The 16,401-nt window shown below is 33.1% G+C and carries 16 protein-coding genes; 1 reads left to right on the plus strand and 15 read right to left on the minus strand.

Going from position 1 to position 16,401, the window contains the following annotated elements; translation table 11 throughout:
* Positions 1-19: 19 nt before the first annotated feature.
* The 5 genes from J5E45_RS02765 to J5E45_RS02785 form a co-directional block, all read right to left on the minus strand.
* Entirely contained in the window at positions 20-640 is a 621-nt protein-coding gene (locus J5E45_RS02765; protein WP_069793430.1) for a poly-gamma-glutamate hydrolase family protein, read from the minus strand.
* A 117-nt stretch (positions 641-757) separates the two neighbouring features.
* Positions 758-1,390 carry a poly-gamma-glutamate hydrolase family protein gene (locus tag J5E45_RS02770; RefSeq protein WP_069793429.1) on the minus strand — a complete coding sequence of 211 codons (633 nt, stop codon included), beginning with the start codon at positions 1,388-1,390 and terminating at the stop codon, positions 758-760.
* A gap of 176 nt (positions 1,391-1,566) precedes the next feature.
* Positions 1,567-2,433 carry a 2-oxoacid:ferredoxin oxidoreductase subunit beta gene (locus tag J5E45_RS02775; RefSeq protein ID WP_069793428.1) on the minus strand — a complete coding sequence of 289 codons (867 nt, stop codon included), beginning with the start codon at positions 2,431-2,433 and terminating at the stop codon, positions 1,567-1,569.
* Entirely contained in the window at positions 2,434-4,194 is a 1,761-nt protein-coding gene (locus tag J5E45_RS02780; protein ID WP_069793427.1) for a 2-oxoacid:acceptor oxidoreductase subunit alpha, read from the minus strand.
* A gap of 114 nt (positions 4,195-4,308) precedes the next feature.
* Positions 4,309-5,097: a TIGR00282 family metallophosphoesterase gene (locus tag J5E45_RS02785; RefSeq protein WP_208181553.1), complete on the minus strand. Its 789-nt coding sequence runs from the start codon at positions 5,095-5,097 to the stop codon at positions 4,309-4,311.
* A 166-nt stretch (positions 5,098-5,263) separates the two neighbouring features.
* Between J5E45_RS02785 and J5E45_RS02790 the strand changes: the two genes are divergently transcribed.
* Positions 5,264-5,479: a hypothetical protein gene (locus J5E45_RS02790; protein WP_029377442.1), complete on the plus strand. Its 216-nt coding sequence runs from the start codon at positions 5,264-5,266 to the stop codon at positions 5,477-5,479.
* A gap of 221 nt (positions 5,480-5,700) precedes the next feature.
* Here J5E45_RS02790 and rny read toward each other — a convergent pair whose 3' ends face one another.
* From rny to J5E45_RS02840, 10 genes are all read right to left on the minus strand, one after another.
* Positions 5,701-7,260 carry a ribonuclease Y gene (gene rny / locus J5E45_RS02795; RefSeq protein WP_069793426.1) on the minus strand — a complete coding sequence of 520 codons (1,560 nt, stop codon included), beginning with the start codon at positions 7,258-7,260 and terminating at the stop codon, positions 5,701-5,703.
* 491 nt (positions 7,261-7,751) lie between these two features.
* Positions 7,752-8,801, minus strand: a complete 1,050-nt coding sequence (gene recA / locus J5E45_RS02800) for a recombinase RecA (RefSeq protein WP_039066722.1) — start codon at positions 8,799-8,801, stop codon at positions 7,752-7,754.
* Between the two features lie 175 nt (positions 8,802-8,976).
* The gene (locus tag J5E45_RS02805; protein WP_039066723.1) at positions 8,977-10,119 is read right to left on the minus strand and encodes a CinA family nicotinamide mononucleotide deamidase-related protein; all 1,143 of its coding nucleotides are present in this window, start codon (positions 10,117-10,119) and stop codon (positions 8,977-8,979) included.
* 202 nt (positions 10,120-10,321) lie between these two features.
* Positions 10,322-10,897, minus strand: coding sequence for a CDP-diacylglycerol--glycerol-3-phosphate 3-phosphatidyltransferase (pgsA, locus tag J5E45_RS02810; protein WP_039066724.1), 576 nt, complete (start codon positions 10,895-10,897; stop codon positions 10,322-10,324).
* 51 nt (positions 10,898-10,948) lie between these two features.
* Entirely contained in the window at positions 10,949-11,341 is a 393-nt protein-coding gene (locus J5E45_RS02815; protein ID WP_039066726.1) for a helix-turn-helix domain-containing protein, read from the minus strand.
* Positions 11,342-11,372: 31 nt separating this feature from the next.
* Positions 11,373-12,203 carry a YmfK family protein gene (locus J5E45_RS02820; protein WP_017724318.1) on the minus strand — a complete coding sequence of 277 codons (831 nt, stop codon included), beginning with the start codon at positions 12,201-12,203 and terminating at the stop codon, positions 11,373-11,375.
* 185 nt (positions 12,204-12,388) lie between these two features.
* The gene (gene ymfI, locus J5E45_RS02825) at positions 12,389-13,093 is read right to left on the minus strand and encodes an elongation factor P 5-aminopentanone reductase (protein ID WP_069793425.1); all 705 of its coding nucleotides are present in this window, start codon (positions 13,091-13,093) and stop codon (positions 12,389-12,391) included.
* Positions 13,094-13,095: 2 nt separating this feature from the next.
* The gene (gene yfmH, locus J5E45_RS02830) at positions 13,096-14,388 is read right to left on the minus strand and encodes an EF-P 5-aminopentanol modification-associated protein YfmH (RefSeq protein ID WP_069793424.1); all 1,293 of its coding nucleotides are present in this window, start codon (positions 14,386-14,388) and stop codon (positions 13,096-13,098) included.
* The gene (gene yfmF / locus J5E45_RS02835; protein WP_208181554.1) at positions 14,388-15,677 is read right to left on the minus strand and encodes an EF-P 5-aminopentanol modification-associated protein YfmF; all 1,290 of its coding nucleotides are present in this window, start codon (positions 15,675-15,677) and stop codon (positions 14,388-14,390) included. The genes yfmH and yfmF overlap by 1 nt, the downstream gene beginning before the upstream one ends.
* Before the next feature lie 10 nt (positions 15,678-15,687).
* A complete protein-coding gene (locus tag J5E45_RS02840) occupies positions 15,688-16,401 on the minus strand; it encodes a GntR family transcriptional regulator (protein ID WP_039066734.1) in 714 nt (237 codons plus the stop codon).

The following is a 16,401-nucleotide window of genomic DNA, read 5'->3' on the forward strand; positions in this document are numbered from 1 at the left end:
TAAATTACAAGGGCTGTTACTAAACGCCCTGTATCGATTTCACAATCGCAGTGGTAAATCTATCCATAAATTGACTCCAATTGTGCTTATCTTCACGACTTTTTTTATTAAATTTTTGGTTGTCAAAACACATTTTTCTTAATCCAGGAGTTAACTCTAATTGTACGCCTGCACCTGTTTTACAACAATTAATAATATTATCATCATGAGCACCTGAAATATGTCCTGGTGCTTGCTCTACACTTATATTCAATTGTTCAAATTGTCTAGTCATTTTATGAATAAGTTTTTGATCTTTTCCTCCGATATAGACAATGTTTTCATCACCTTCACAACCATGAATTGCTACTGCATATGTTTTGTTCTTTATCATTTCCATCAATACAGACTGATCATAATTTCGAGAAGTTACATGTAAATCTTCATTCCCTTTTGATTTAGTACCTTTAAAAGAAAAATAATCATACTCACCTTTTTGCGCAGTTAAATCAGCAATTTCAGTTGTACCTGGTTCGATACCTCCACCATGTATCGCAGTAATAATTACTTGACTATCTAAGTCACGCGTTACAACTTCCCAGTCCTTATTTTCAATTGTCTCCGCTTCTAACTCTGACATTGAATTATACTTATCAGCCATATAAAAACCCCTTCCAAAGTTTCTATATTTGTATTTCCCTCACATCATTCCTATTAACTTAAGATTTTGTAAAGGGCAACTTAATATTTTTAATTATCCAACGCAATACAATTATAATTATTTTGTTTCTTCTATATTGGTTATCGCTTTATTTACAGCTGTCGAAAATACATACATAAACTGTGACCAATTCTGCCTATTTTCTCTATCATTCAGGTTATATTTATGATTGTTAAAGTATCGCTTTCTTAATGCAACTGTTAATTCTAGTTGAACGCCAGCCTTTTTTTGCCCACAGTTAACAAAATTGTCGGTATGCATACCTGATATATGTGAAGGGGCAGGCTTAACAATAATGTTCATTTTTTCTAATTCTATTTTTATTTCAGACGCTAACTCAACGTCTCTACCACCAACATAGACTTCACGCAAATCTCCCATACATCCATGTATAGATACAACGCTATGATGACTATATACCATCTGCTTAAGTTTTGGTTCATCAAAATGTCTTGACGTAACATGTAATTCATTATTTTTATTATTTCTAATTCCTTTAAAAGTGTAAAAACTATGGTTACCTTGTTCACTAATTAACTGTGCTATTTCTGTTGTTCCTCGCTCAATCGCCCCACCATGTATGGCAGTTATGAGCGTTGCTGATTTTCTTTTTGTAGTCTGTATTTCCCAATCTTTATGTTCTGTGGTCTGTGCAACCAATTCGGTCATCGACTTAAATTTATCTACCATACCTATTGCCTCCGTCACTTAATCATCCTATGAATTTTATAGTAATTTCGCGTTTAAATCAAAACAAAAAAACCGTTACATTATAGATAATAGCATTATGGCATGTTCCCCTAATCTAATTGGTCAATAATGTAACAGTTTTATTACTTAACAATGTTAAATTTTAATTCATATATTTATACAAATTGTTTTGTTAAAGCTTCAAATTGATCCTCATCAATATGAAGATCTTGTTTAGCAAGTGGCGTACCATTCATTTCTTCAATTTGTGATTCATAAGATGGCGTTTCTGAATCTTGATAAACAATACCTTTAAGCAGTGAATTGTATTCTAAAACTTTTTGAGTCGCTTTTTGTTTGTCTGTCGCATCGAAGTCTTCGATTTCATCAATACTTGTTAGATTCTCTTTAAACCAATCATAAGTATTTACTTTATTGTATGTCACACAAGGTGAAAATACATTTACAAATGAAAATCCATCATGATTAATGGCATCCTCAATCATTTTCGTAAGTCCTTTGATATCACTTGAAAATCCTTGTGCTACAAATGTCGCTCCCGATGAAAGCGCAAGTTCTAATGGCGCAACATTTTGTTCGATATTTCCTTTTGGCGTTGATTTAGTTACAAAACCTTGCGCTGAAGATGGAGATGTTTGTCCTTTTGTTAAGCCATAAATTTGATTATCCATTACAATGTATGTCATGTTCATGTTTCTACGTAAGGCATGGATAGTGTGTCCCATACCTATGGCGTAACCATCTCCATCTCCACCTGAGGCGATTACAGTTAAATCTTTATTAGCCATTTTCACTCCTTGAGCAAGTGGCAGTGAACGTCCATGTATACCATGAACACCATAAGAATTTACATATCCTGATAAACGCCCTGAACAGCCAATTCCAGTGATAATAGCTACTTCTTCAGGTTCTAAACCTACATTTGCTGCAGCTTTTTGAATTGCTGCTTGCACTGAAAAATCTCCGCAGCCAGGACACCAATTAGGTTTGACATTATTTCTAAAGTCTTTAAATGTTGCCATTTATACCAACTCCTTTATTTCTTTAGCAATTTCGAGCCCTTTAGTTTCAATTTCTTTTGGTAAAAATGGTGTACCATCATATTTAGTTTGATTGATTAATTTATCACCTAAGTTTACGTTCATTTTTAAAATGCTAGCAAGTTGCCCTTGATAATTATGTTCCACGACAACAACTTTAGAAGCTTTATCTATTTCTTTTTGTATTGATTCACTAGGGAAAGGATGTAATTGTCTAATTTGAAGATGATTTACTTTTAATCCTTGAGCTTCTAATCTTGCTTTCCCTTCTTGAATTGCACCTTTTGTTGAAATAAAGCCTAAATATAAAATATCTGCCGTTTCATTTTTTCCCGTTGTCTCCACAGGATTTTGAATAAGTAAATGTTCTGTTTTACGCATACGTTTATCCATTTGCTGTTGTCTATTGTCTGCAGCTTCGCTTGTTTTACCTTCTTCATTATGTTCAACACCGGTTACATGGTGTATACCGCCTTTAACACCTGGGATAGGTCTTGGCGATACGCCACTTTCTGTAAGTGCATAACGTCTAAAGTAAGTTTTATCATCTTCTTCACGTTCAATATCTGATTGGATAATTTCACCGCGATTGATATCAATTTTACTATAATCTAATTTTTCAACAGTTTGTTTACCTAATGATAATTGTAAATCACTTAATATAATTACAGGACATTGATACATTTCCGCTAAATTAAATGCTTCCATAGTTAAATAAAATGCATCTTCAGCATCAGTCGGTGCTACTACAATTTTAGGGATATCACCGTGTGTACCATAAATCATCTGCATTAAATCAGATTGTTCTTGTTTTGTTGGTAATCCTGTAGATGGTCCACCACGTTGCGTATTAATAACTACAAATGGCGTTTCTGTCATGCCTGATAAACCAATTGCTTCCATCATTAATGAAAGACCAGGACCTGCACTCGCTGTAAATGAGCGAACTCCTGCATAGTTAGAGCCAATTGCCATGTTTGCTGCTGCAATTTCATCTTCAGTTTGAACCACCGTACCGCCTACTTTTGGTAAGTTCTCAATCATATATTCCATGATTTCAGAAGCAGGAGTAATTGGATATGCTGCCATAAATCTAGAACCAGCTGATAAAGCACCTAGACCAATTGCATCATTCCCAATCATATATAAGTGTGGTACACCCTCAGTTTCTTCTAAAACAAAATCACCGTCAACGGTAGTTAATTGTTCACGCATTAAACGATAGCCTTCATTCAATGCTTCTATGTTCATTTCTACAACTTTGTCACCTTTTTTTGTAAACATATTGGTGATTAACGTTTCAAAATCTGAAATATCAAAATCCATAATTGCACAAGTTGCACCTACTGCAACCATATTTTTCATTAAAGCAGTCCCTAATTCCTTTGCAGTCGCAGTAAAAGGTAAATCTATTAATTGTGCGCGACAATCCTCTGGTTTTTCAGGTTTTGCTTTACTATCAGCAATAATCACACTATCTTCACGCATTTCATGATGATTTAACTCTATTGTTTCTTGGTCAAATGCAATTAAAATATCTAAATCATCGCTAATCGCATGTACTGGCGTCGTAGAAACTCTTATTTTATTATTTGTGTGGCCGCCTTTAATTCTACTTGAAAAATGACGATATCCATATAAGTAATATCCTTTACGGTTCATAGCAGTCGCGAAGATTTCTCCAGTAGATTCAATACCTTCGCCTTGTTGTCCGCCCACTTTCCATGATACTTGTGATTTCATATCATCTTGCCTCCTAGTGGTTATAATAATTCATTATTCATCATATCAAAAAATACCACTCTATTACTATGTTAAGAGTGGTATTTTTCAAATTCATACTAATGGACGATACTTTTAAAAAGGATGGTCATCATTAATTAGCACACGTTCAATGTGAGTTGTTTTCCCTTCTTTATTGATATCAATGATAACGCCTGATAATACACTTCTACCTTCGTCTGGTACCACGTGTCTTTGAGGCAAACTTGTGATAAATCGAGTAATCACTTCATCTCTATTAATTCCTAGTATACCATCATAAAAGCCTGTCATGCCCACATCTGTAATATAACCTGTACCCCCAGGTAATATACGTTCATCTGATGTTTGGATATGTGTATGTGTGCCTACAACCGCACTTACTTTGCCATCTAAAAACCAACCCATTGCATTTTTTTCTGAAGTAGTCTCGGCGTGAAAATCTACAAAAATATAATCAGTTTCTTTTTGAGCTTCTTTGATAAGCTCATCAGCCTTTTTAAAAGGATCATCAATGTCTTGCATAAATACACGACCTTGTAAATTGATAATCGCTAATTTAATTTCATTTATTTGAATAAATCGCATACCTACGCCTGGTGCTTCTTCGGGAAAGTTAGCTGGTCTAACCATACGGTTTGCGGAATCAATAAAATCATAAATTTGACGTTGACCATAAGTATGATTACCCATCGTCATAAAATCTACGCCTTCTCGTAATAGTTCTTTATATATCTTTTCGGTTAATCCTTTACCATGTGCAGCATTTTCAGCATTTACAATAGTAACTGTAGGACGATACGATTGTTTCAATTTAGGTAAATACGTTGTAATAGCCTCACGACCTACTTTACCTACTATATCTCCAATAAATAATAATCTCATTTAGATGTTCATCCTCTCTCTTAATGTTAGTTTAATGCAATTTATTTACGATGAAAAGTGGCATTATAAAAATTTCATTAAATTAATTTAGTTTTAACCTTAAAATTGGTGGTATAAATTATAGTAGGAATTAAATAATTCAAAATATAGGAGTTGGAAGTAATACATGGCAATAAATATTGATCCACAACATTTTGCTGACTTAGTTGTCACAGCAAATCCATCCAAAAGTGAAGATCCAGAGGATATAGCTAAGGAAAGCTTAGAATTATATATCCATGCTTATCGTTTAGCTGAAAGATATGCTAATATTTCAACAAATTGTTATGATACAGCTGAAATTATTCAAGAAGTTAAAAATGCTGATTTAGAATTAACTTAGTTTTAAACTCAGTAATTTAGCACAAAACACTTAAAGTTAATTTGAAAATGAATATAAATAATCTTAGCACCTCATTCGTACTTATAGCGTTTGAGGTGTTTTTCATTTGTTTTGGTTTATCTAAATATCAAATCTATATGCTCATTTGACTATAAAAAAACAAACTAAACGATAATTTCGTTTAGTTTGTTTAAAAAATTCGTCATTAAATTTTTAAAATTTTATTTTGCATATTCAATTGCCCTAGTCTCACGAACAACTGTCACTTTTATATGGCCAGGATATTGAAGTTCATCTTCAATTTGGCTCTTAATATCTCTTGCTAAGCGATGTGATTTTAAGTCGTCGATAGTATCAGGCGATACAATAACTCGAATTTCTCTACCCGCTTGGATTGCAAATGCTTTCTCAACACCATCATAGCTTTCTGAAAGTGTTTCTAGTCTTTCCAATCTTCTAATATAGTTTTCTAGAGTCTCTTTACGAGCACCTGGTCTTGCTGCTGACAATGCGTCGGCAGCTGCAACTAAAATAGAAATAATAGAAGTCGGTTCGACATCACCATGGTGAGAATGGATTGCATTAATAACTGTTTCATTCTCAGCATATTTTTTAGCTAATTCAACGCCAATTTCTACATGGCTTCCCTCAACCTCGTGATCAATTGCTTTACCAACGTCATGAAGTAGTCCAGCACGTTTAGCTAATGTAACGTCTTCTCCTAATTCTGCTGCTAACATACCACTTAGGTGTGCAACTTCAATAGAATGTTTCAATACATTTTGTCCATAGCTAGTACGATACTGTAAACGACCTAAGATTTTCACTAAATCTGGATGCATGTTATGCACATTAATTTCAAATGTAGCTTGTTCCCCAGCATCTCTAATGATATCGTCTACTTCTTTTCGAGCTTTATCTACCATATCTTCAATACGTCCAGGATGGATACGACCATCTGAAACAAGATTAACTAATGCAGTTCTTGCAATTTCACGTCTAATTGGGTCAAAACCAGAGAGGATTACCGCTTCTGGTGTATCATCTATAATTAAATCAATACCAGTTAACGTTTCTAAAGTTCTAATATTTCTACCTTCTCTACCAATGATTCGACCTTTCATTTCGTCGTTTGGTAAATTAACAACTGATACTGTTGATTCAGAAGTATGTTCTGCAGCTAACCTTTGAACAGTAGTTGCTAATAACTCTTTTGCATTTTTATCGACTGCTTCTTTTGCTTCTTTCTCTTTTTCCTTAACAAGTATAGCAATATCTTGTGACAATTCCTCTTCAACTCTTTGAAGTTGCTCTTGTGCAGCTTCTTCTTGAGAGAGACCAGAGATGCGTTCTAATTCTTGTTCATGCTTATTTATTAATGTTTGAACACTACTCTCTTTTGCATCTACTTGTTGTTGTCGTTCTTCAAGTTTAGACTCTTTTTGCTCTAAAATCTCATCCTTTTTATCTAACAGGTCAGATTTTCGCTCTAAGTTTTCTTCTTTTTGTAGAAGTCTTGCTTCTTGCTTTTGAAGATCTGCACGTCTTTCACGAAGTTCATTTTCAGTTTTTTCTTTTATGACTTGGTTTTCTTCTTTAGCTTCTAGAAGCTTTTCCTTCTTAATATTCTCTGCTTCTTTATTACCTTGTTCGATAATATCATCGGCAGTCTGTCTTGCTTGTAATTGCTTTTGATGCAATATATTTCGGGCAACGACGTACCCTACAACAACTCCGAGAATAATACCTAGCAAAATGAGTAGGAGGCTTAACAAATTCACACAAACACCCCCTTTTATCTAGGATTTTGCTCTGTATATCAAAATTCAATATGATTATATGAAGTTATATAAGAATCATACAATGTAATTGTACGGTTTTAAACTAAGAAGTGTCAAGGTTTGACTACACAATAATTCAATATTTGAGGCGTCTCTTTTACACTAAATTTACTTCAATGTTTATTAAGCCTTAATTCATCTTGTTTTTGAAACGAAATCGATTAACATAATATTTTTATATTCTTATATGAATATCATACATAATGATAAGATATAATGAATTTCCTTATAAACTATTTTATATTTTAAGTATATCCTGATAAAATTCTACAGATGTTTTAACCAAACAATAATTTAAATTTATGTTGCCAACTTTTTATATACATTGAACAAAAAACAAACTAAACACCTTGTTGAGGGTTTAGTTTGTTTTCCTACTAAATAAATGTAATAAGTTAATAATTTACAGTATGTTATTGCAACTATTTATCCTATTCTTCTTCATCAAAAAGTGTCGCTGTATTTTCAGCTTCCGACTCTTCGACATCGCCATCAAATATGCCTAATTTTTCTCTTAGTTTTCTATCTATTTCTGCTTTAACAGCTGGGTTTTCTTTAAGGTAAGATTTTACGTTTTCTTTACCTTGTCCCATTCTGTCACCATTGTAAGAATACCAAGCACCCGATTTATCAACGATTTCATTTTCCACACCTAAATCGATTAATTCTCCCTCTTTAGATATGCCTTTACCGTACATAATATCAACTTCAGCAACTCTAAATGGTGGTGCGACTTTATTCTTAACAACTTTAATTTTAGTTCTATTACCAACAATATCTTGTCCTTGTTTTAATTGTTCCGCACGACGTACTTCTAAACGAACAGAACTATAGAATTTCAGTGCACGGCCACCTGGTGTAACTTCAGGGTTACCAAACATAACACCGACTTTCTCACGAATTTGGTTAATAAATACTGCAGTTGTATTTGATTTAGATATCGCTCCTGAAAGTTTTCTTAGGGCTTGTGACATCAAACGTGCTTGTAAGCCAACGTGTGTATCTCCCATTTCACCTTCAATTTCTGCCTTAGGCGTTAATGCTGCAACAGAGTCAACGACAACTATCTCAACAGCACCACTTCTTACAAATGCTTCTGCAATTTCTAATCCTTGTTCACCATGGTCAGGTTGTGATAAATATAAGTTTTGAATATCAACACCCAATGCTTCTGCGTAAACTGGATCTAATGCGTGTTCAGCGTCAATAAAGGCTGCCACGCCACCATTTCTTTGAACTTCCGCAATGGCATGAAGTGCCACAGTCGTTTTACCAGAACTTTCAGGACCATAAATTTCTACAATTCTACCTTTAGGGTAACCACCTACTCCTAAAGCATTATCTAATGTTACAGAACCACTTGAAACACTTGAAACTTTGCGTGCTTCATTGTCACCCAATTTCATTACTGCGCCTTTACCAAATGATTTCTCCATATTTTTAATTACTGTATCTAAAGCCTTTTGACGATCGTTATCCAATGTTGGACCTCCTATATGAGAATTCTCTCTCTGAAAAATATCTTAACCATACTATACCTTGATTTAGATTATTCTGCAAGTATTTTGCGAATATTTGTTCGCTAAAGAAATATGATAAACACTCAAAAATAGAACACACGTGCTATATTTTTGAGTTTTAGCAAACAGTTATTAACTATTTAAACAAATTTAGTAACCTAATTAATACATAATTTTGTGTTCTACTTTTCATTAGATTCCTTTTACGAGTCATTTTAAATGATTGAATTGTTAAGTTATCACCTTTTAAAATACCTAAATACACGGTGTCAACTTCACTCAATATCGAGATACCGACTTTTGCATTGTAAAAATCTCTTATAATTTGTGCTGTCATTGAAAGTTGAGATTCAATTGTATCATGTTCATTTATAAATTGTGAGTGATGAGGTAACATACCTCTCAACATTTGACTTTCATCAAAATTTTTCATTCTAGAATATAGTTCGCCATCAGTCACGCCATCATAAATAGCAAAAGTTTCATTGACCAATGACATAAAAGCTTGTTCTAGAAGAATATCATCAGAACCGTAATAATAATTACCAATGCGATTTAATATTGAAGCTTTCACAGGTGCGATTAAATCCTTGCATGCTTGCTGTGATGTCCCGTTTGCAGTTAATCTTATATTTACTTCATGAGTTCCAGCAAGCGGTGCAATAGTAGGATTTGTTTGCTGATCTATTAAATCCATTAATTCAGTTTCTATTTTTGATTCACCTATACCTGCAAAGCGTAGTAACTCTGAAAATATTGTGTGTTCACCATTAAGGAGATGAGGTAATAACTCGTGTTTCGCCATTGGTTGCATTTCTTTTGGGGGACCTGGTAGCAAAGCAATTTTTTTATCTCCATGATTAACAAACATACCCGGCGCCATACCAACTTTATTTTCTAAAATAGATGCACCTTCAATCACAAGCGCTTGTTGTCTATTATTTGGTGTCATGTCGATGTCTTGCTCTCTAAAATATGATTCAATATAATTTAGCGCATGTTCATCAATTACTAATTCGCGACCTAATATTTTAGCTACAGTATGTTTGGTTAAATCATCTTTTGTTGGCCCTAAGCCACCCGTTAAAATCACGGTATCATATTGAGTAAGGGCTTGATTTACTACTCTTTCTAAACGTTGTGGATTATCCCCAATTACAGAATGCTCTACAACATTATGACCGACACCATTTAATAATTTTGATAGATATTGGCCATTCGTATTAACAATCTGTCCTAATAATAATTCCGAACCTACTGCGATGATTGATATATTCACAAATACTCCTCCTCAAAAACAAAGTTCATATAATCTTATATATACTTTTAATGTCCTTTGTTAAACAATATGTTTTTACTTCCCTTAATTATAAAATGAAAACCTCTCAAAAACGAAAAATCTGACTTCATATCATAAAACATCAAAAAACTGGAAGATGTCTATAGAACTAGTCCATCTTCCAGTTTATTAATAAATTTAATTATACTTTAAAAACATCTTTACCTTTGTAGAAGTATTCTATACCAGATAAAATTGTAAAGAACACACCAATGTACAACAACACTTGTCCTATTGGGAAACCAACCCATGTAACGAGTGGATCACCAAAGAGTATCCAAATGATTGCTACCATTGTAACGGCTGTTTTAATCTTACCTAGTTGACCAGCAGCACTTACAAATCCTTGTTCAATCTGCAATAAACGCAAACCAGTAACTGCAAATTCACGGGCAATAATGATAATGGCTACCCATGAATTTGTTAAGCCAATTTCTACAAGCGCAATAAGTGCACTTGAGACTAATAATTTATCTGCAAGTGGGTCTAAAAATTTCCCCATATTTGTAACAAGTCCCCATTTTCTAGCTAAATAGCCATCTAAGAAATCACTTAGGGATGCAATAATAAAAATTACGCCACTTATTAATAATTCAATTTTAATTTCATATCCACCGATAAATGAAACGTTACCAAATCCAAAATCTACTAATGCAAAAACAAGAAATATTGGAATTAGTATAACTCTAAACACAGTTATCCAATTCGGTATATTCATACAAAGTCCTCTTTTCTATTTATAACTTATAACTTACATTTATTTGTCACTTTAAAATACCAATACTGAAAATACCCACAACAATGCTGTAATAATAATTACTACACTTATCACAACAGCCACTTGTAAGGGTTCTTTATTCTTGCTACGGTATGTTGGTTTGTCCTCATTCGCAAAAGCTGCAATTGTTTGATGTATCGCTTCATCATTATTCGGGATTTCTTCTCTGTGTGCATTAATCAACTGTACAGAATCAATATTCACTGCTTTAGCGTATTTCCTAATGAAACCTTCCGCATACTCAGCTTTTTTTAATGATTCGAAATCATTATTTTCAATCATTACTAATGTTTGTCGCTTAATTTGTGTACGCGATTCTAATTCATTTAATGTCATACCTAAACGTTCTCGTCGCCCTTTTAATGTCTGACCAACTAAGTTCATGATGTCAGCCCTCCTCAATCAACAATCATTATTATTCAAAGAAACCAAAGCCGCCACCAAATGGATCATTACCAAAATCCAAATTGTTTTTGCTCTTAACTGTTTGTTTTTTCATTTCTTCATAATGAATCTCTTGATTTTTATTTTCTCTTAATTCAATAATATAATCAAAATCGCTCATCTTATAGTCGCTTGCTTCAACAAATAAGTCAGGGTGTTCAACTACTTTAATAGCTGGAAGACTCATAACTTCTTTCACTAATTCTTGGTGCTTCTGACTGGACTCTCTTGCTGTAACAGCACCATCAATAATATAGACATGGTCTGAATCATATTCACCTTTGATTAGTGAACTACGCACCGTTTGTTTAATAAGGGTAGAGCTAATAAATAACCAACGTTTGTGCGCACAGACGCTACCTGCTACGATTGATTCTGTTTTACCAACTCTAGGCATTCCACGAATACCAATTAATTTATGACCTTTTTCTTTAAACAGTTCCGCCATAAAATCAACTAGTAAACCTAAGTCTTCTCTTTCAAAGCGAAATGTCTTTTTATCATCGGCATCCTGCTCTATGTATCTTCCATGTCTTACTGCCAATCGATCTCTTAACTCTGGTTTTCTTAATTTAGTAATCGAAATATCATCTATTTCTGTCACGATATTTTCGAAACGGCTTACTTTTTCTAGACTATCAGATTTAATTAATAGACCTCTACGACCTTCATCAATACCATTGATTGTTACGATACTAATCCCCATCATGCCTAACAAACTTGATATATCACCTAAAAGTCCTGCTCGGTTCATCGTTATCTCATACTCTAAATACCATTCTTTTTTAGTAGCAACTGTCATGAAATAAGCACCCCTTTATTTTAAAACCACGTATGTACAATTTATACGTAAGCATATAACTCATTTAAAACAACTTAGTCATTACATTTTTTAAACTTAAATATCCATATAAGCATTTTATTGTAATGATATTATATCATTGAATGTTTCATAGTTGGTTTATTTTCTGTATATTATTAAAAAATCTATACGTACCATCCACCATTAACTTTTTGAATTGTTCCGGTAATGCTTCTTGCCATAGGATGACACAAATAACTACAAGTATGCGCTATCTCAATAGGGTCAATAAGTCTTTGCTGAGGCAATTCTTCAGTAATTGCCTGTAATTCTTCGTCAGACCATACTTGAGACATGTTTCCACTAACAAACCCAGGAGTAATCGCATTTACGGTTACTGTTGTCATCGCTAATTCTTGACTCAAAGCTTTTACAAACGCAATTTGAGCCCCCTTCATTGCAGAGTAAATTGTCTCCATACTTGCACCGGTTTCTCCCCAAATAGATGATATGATAACAATGCGACCATGACTGCTTTGTCGTAATCGGTTGGTGAAATATCTACATATTCTAATTAATTGACGCACGTGGATTTGATAACAATCATCTATTTCTTTATCAGTTACATCTTGTAACTGACCATATAAAGCTGTTCCACTTGCGTATACCAAGCAGTCAAGATTTCTAATATAAGCAAAGTGTGATTCTAAATCTATATCTTGATTTAAATCACATTGCAAAAACTCTACTGGCTTTCCAATAAAATCGCTTTGGAGTGTTTCAATATTCGCATTATTATAATGAACAATCACTTCAAAACCATCAGCTAATAATCGCTTCACAATTGCTTTTCCTATTGTACCGGAACCACCTATAACTAATGCTTTCACTATTACTTCATCTCCAAGCGACTATCTACTACTTGTGATAAATTCAAACATGTTTGTGCTGTTTCATTAACACTCTCTAAAGTAATACCTTCAACAATATCTAATAAGTCGAACAAACTTACTCCTTCAAAATATAACTTTGTATATTGATTTGCAATATATTCCGGAGAGTTCAAACCTGAAATAAATTCACCAATAAATTGTTTTTTCAATAGGCTAAAAGCTTCTACATCGTCAAGTTTGCCTAAGTTGCTTTTAATTTCATCTAATAATAATGCCTTTAACTTATCGGGATATTGCGTTGCACTTGTTATAACGGAAAAACTATATGTAGATTCTAATAAAAATTGATATCCAAAAGTTTCATCAATTAATTCGTCATTGAGTAATGACTGATAAAAATCTGTTTCTTCACCAAATATCATTTCATAAAATAAAGTCATTTCTAAATCACGTTTAACAAAAGTTTCATTTGGTTCATCAGATAATGGTTCATTTTTAAAACCTAACATTAATCTTGGTGATTGTAATTTCATCGTTTCTGAAACATTTGGTGTTTTCACTGAAGTCTGCTCAATCAATGGGTCTCTTACAATTTGTGGTTGTGCTTCTTTATCACGTTGGTTCTCATGCTCATCAATAATTTTATAAATATGATTTACGTCTACATCACCAACGACAAATAATACCATATTAGAAGGATGATAAAACGTTTCATAACATAGATATAAATCGTCTTTAGTTATTTCATAAATACTTTCAATACTACCAGCAATATCAACACGTATTGGGTGTGTATCATACATAGCTCTTAAGGTATTAAACATCAATTTATAAGCAGGTTGTTCTTGGTACATTTTGATTTCTTCAGCAATTATACCTTTTTCTTTATCTACTGTTTCTTTAGTGAAGTAAGGTGTTTCGACCATAGTTAATAAGCGTTTGATATTACGCTCTATATTATCTGTTGCACTAAATAAATAGCTTGTTCTATCAAAACTAGTAAATGCATTTACCTGTGCATTGTCTTCAGCAAATGCTGTAAATAAATCTTCTTCATCGTTATCATTTTCAAATAACTTATGCTCTAAGAAGTGAGCCACACCATCAGGAACTGTTACAAATTCATCACTACCATGTGGCTTAAATTTATTGTCTAACGACCCAAATTGCGTTGTATAAGTCACAAAGGTTTTTTGAAACCCTTTTTTAGGAATTATGAATAATTTTAAACCATTTTTTAATTCAGCTTCAAATACTCGCTCGTCAATTTGGTCATAGTAGGTTTCATTCATTAGTCATCGCCCTCTTTTGTCAAAATATAGATTGTATCTAGTGTAGTTGCTTGTGCCAACTGTTGGATTTCTAATTTACCAACATTTTGAATCCCTGAAATATAACTTTCTTCTGACATTGGTTCATCTAACAATATATTGTTATTCATGATTTCTATAATGCTTTTAGCCCTATCATGGGACTCTTGTCTTTGTGATAAAATAACCTTTTTAGCAAGCGTTATTTTATCTTCTTCAAAATCCCCTTGTTGGAATTTCTCGAATTCTGACACAATCGTCTCTTTAGCAACTTCATATTTATCAATTGACACACCACTTAATACAAATAGAAAACCATTTTTAGCGTCTATTTGAGAATGAATGGAATATGCTAAACTTTGCTTTTCTCGTACTTCATTAAATAATACGGATGATGGATCTCCGCCAAACATTACATTAAATACAATCATCGCAAAATACTCAGGATCTCCGTATTTAGCTGGTAATTTAAAGCCCATATTTAATTTAGCTTGATCGACGTCATCTGTCTCTACAATGACTTGAGGTTTAGCATGTGCTTGTCCTATTGGATTAGCTTGTGATAATTCAAAAGAGAATGGATTAATATTAAAATATGTTTGTATTTGAGATTTTACCTGTTGTTGATCTACATTACCTACTACATATACTGCGCAGTAGTCATTTTGCAACATAGATTGATATGTATGATATAAAGTTTCTGGCGTTATGTCAGCTATGTATTCAACTTGTCCAGTTGCTAAATGTCGGTACGGTTGTTCGCCAAACATATATTTCAATAAGTTCAAAAATGAAATTTGCGATTTGTTGTCAATCATAGCATTTAATTTTTTAGATAATAACGATTTTTCTTGAGTAACAAATGTTTCATCAAATTGATTATCTAATATTAAAGGATTGTATATCATTTCTTTAAGTAATTCTAATCCTTTTTCAAAAAGTGGCGTTTGGTCTTTTAAATAACGTTCATTTACTAATTCTAAAGATATTGTGATAACATGTTTATCTTTAAATTTGGACACAAAACTGTTTACATAAGCTCCGTATAAATGAGATAAATGTCGATTAAAATCCTTATCTGATGGCCATTGTTTTGTAGCACGTACTAAGAGTTTGCTTAAAATAGATCGTGCAGTCATCGTTTCGCTATCTAATGGTGCCATAAATTTTAATGTAATCGTTGTGGTTTTAAATTTTGTTGTCGGCAACACTTTAATGTGTAAATCCTTCTGTGGTTTTTCTATTTTCAAATTGTCATGCCTCACTTCCATAAATTTATTATTATAATCTGTTTTTAACCGTTTTAAATTTAACTAAACTACTTTTGAAATAATTAAATGAATATAATATCGGTTGATCATTTGTATCATAGTGGACTAATTTTAACAACATGAGCCCTTCATGTGGCGAAGCTCCTAAGATATCCGATATATGGGGCTCATAACTAATCGCTTCCATTTCAGTATCTGCGTATGAAACTTTTTTATTAGTATAGGCTTCAATTGCACCTAAAAGTGACTCATCACTACTTTGGTATTGTGCACAAGTCAAATCATTTGCAGGCACTTTATCTAAACAATAAACGACTGGCTTTCTATCTGCAGTTCTTAAACGTTCTATAATAGTTACAGGCGCCTTATCTGCAATATTTAATCTTTTAGAATCTAAAGAGGTTGCTGGTTTTTCATCGAAACTAATATATTCTGTTCCTGGGGTATAACCTTGGTCTTTAATCATTTTACTAATGCTCACAACTTCTTCCAATGGATAATAGAATGGGTGCAGTGATTTAACACGTGCACCTTCTTCTAAATTATTGGATAATACTTGCTCAGTAATTAATTCATCTACTGCGTCATAAACATCATCTGTTTTTACTTTTAAAGTTCTTGCTATTGCTAAATTACTCGGAAGTGGCTCCCCATGTTGTAAATTGCCTTCCTTAATTTGTTGAATCATCCATTCTTTTACTTTATAAACTGAAGTTAGTTCCAT

Source organism: Staphylococcus shinii, assembly GCF_017583065.1.
GTDB classification, from domain to species: domain Bacteria; phylum Bacillota; class Bacilli; order Staphylococcales; family Staphylococcaceae; genus Staphylococcus; species Staphylococcus shinii.

What these genes read in the sequence shown, in the direction of transcription:
- J5E45_RS02785 (WP_208181553.1), bottom strand. Translation starts at nt 5,097, where the DNA reads ATGAGATTATTATTTATTGGAGATATAGTAGGTAAAGTAGGTCGTGAG.
- J5E45_RS02820 (WP_017724318.1), bottom strand. Translation starts at nt 12,203, where the DNA reads ATGACAGTTGCTACTAAAAAAGAATGGTATTTAGAGTATGAGATAACG.
- J5E45_RS02790 (WP_029377442.1), top strand. Translation starts at nt 5,264, where the DNA reads ATGGCAATAAATATTGATCCACAACATTTTGCTGACTTAGTTGTCACA.
- pgsA (WP_039066724.1), bottom strand. Translation starts at nt 10,897, where the DNA reads ATGAATATACCGAATTGGATAACTGTGTTTAGAGTTATACTAATTCCA.
- J5E45_RS02780 (WP_069793427.1), bottom strand. Translation starts at nt 4,194, where the DNA reads ATGAAATCACAAGTATCATGGAAAGTGGGCGGACAACAAGGCGAAGGT.
- yfmF (WP_208181554.1), bottom strand. Translation starts at nt 15,677, where the DNA reads ATGGAAGTGAGGCATGACAATTTGAAAATAGAAAAACCACAGAAGGAT.
- yfmH (WP_069793424.1), bottom strand. Translation starts at nt 14,388, where the DNA reads ATGAATGAAACCTACTATGACCAAATTGACGAGCGAGTATTTGAAGCT.
- J5E45_RS02840 (WP_039066734.1), bottom strand. Translation starts at nt 16,401, where the DNA reads ATGGAACTAACTTCAGTTTATAAAGTAAAAGAATGGATGATTCAACAA.
- J5E45_RS02775 (WP_069793428.1), bottom strand. Translation starts at nt 2,433, where the DNA reads ATGGCAACATTTAAAGACTTTAGAAATAATGTCAAACCTAATTGGTGT.
- J5E45_RS02770 (WP_069793429.1), bottom strand. Translation starts at nt 1,390, where the DNA reads ATGGTAGATAAATTTAAGTCGATGACCGAATTGGTTGCACAGACCACA.
- J5E45_RS02765 (WP_069793430.1), bottom strand. Translation starts at nt 640, where the DNA reads ATGGCTGATAAGTATAATTCAATGTCAGAGTTAGAAGCGGAGACAATT.
- J5E45_RS02815 (WP_039066726.1), bottom strand. Translation starts at nt 11,341, where the DNA reads ATGAACTTAGTTGGTCAGACATTAAAAGGGCGACGAGAACGTTTAGGT.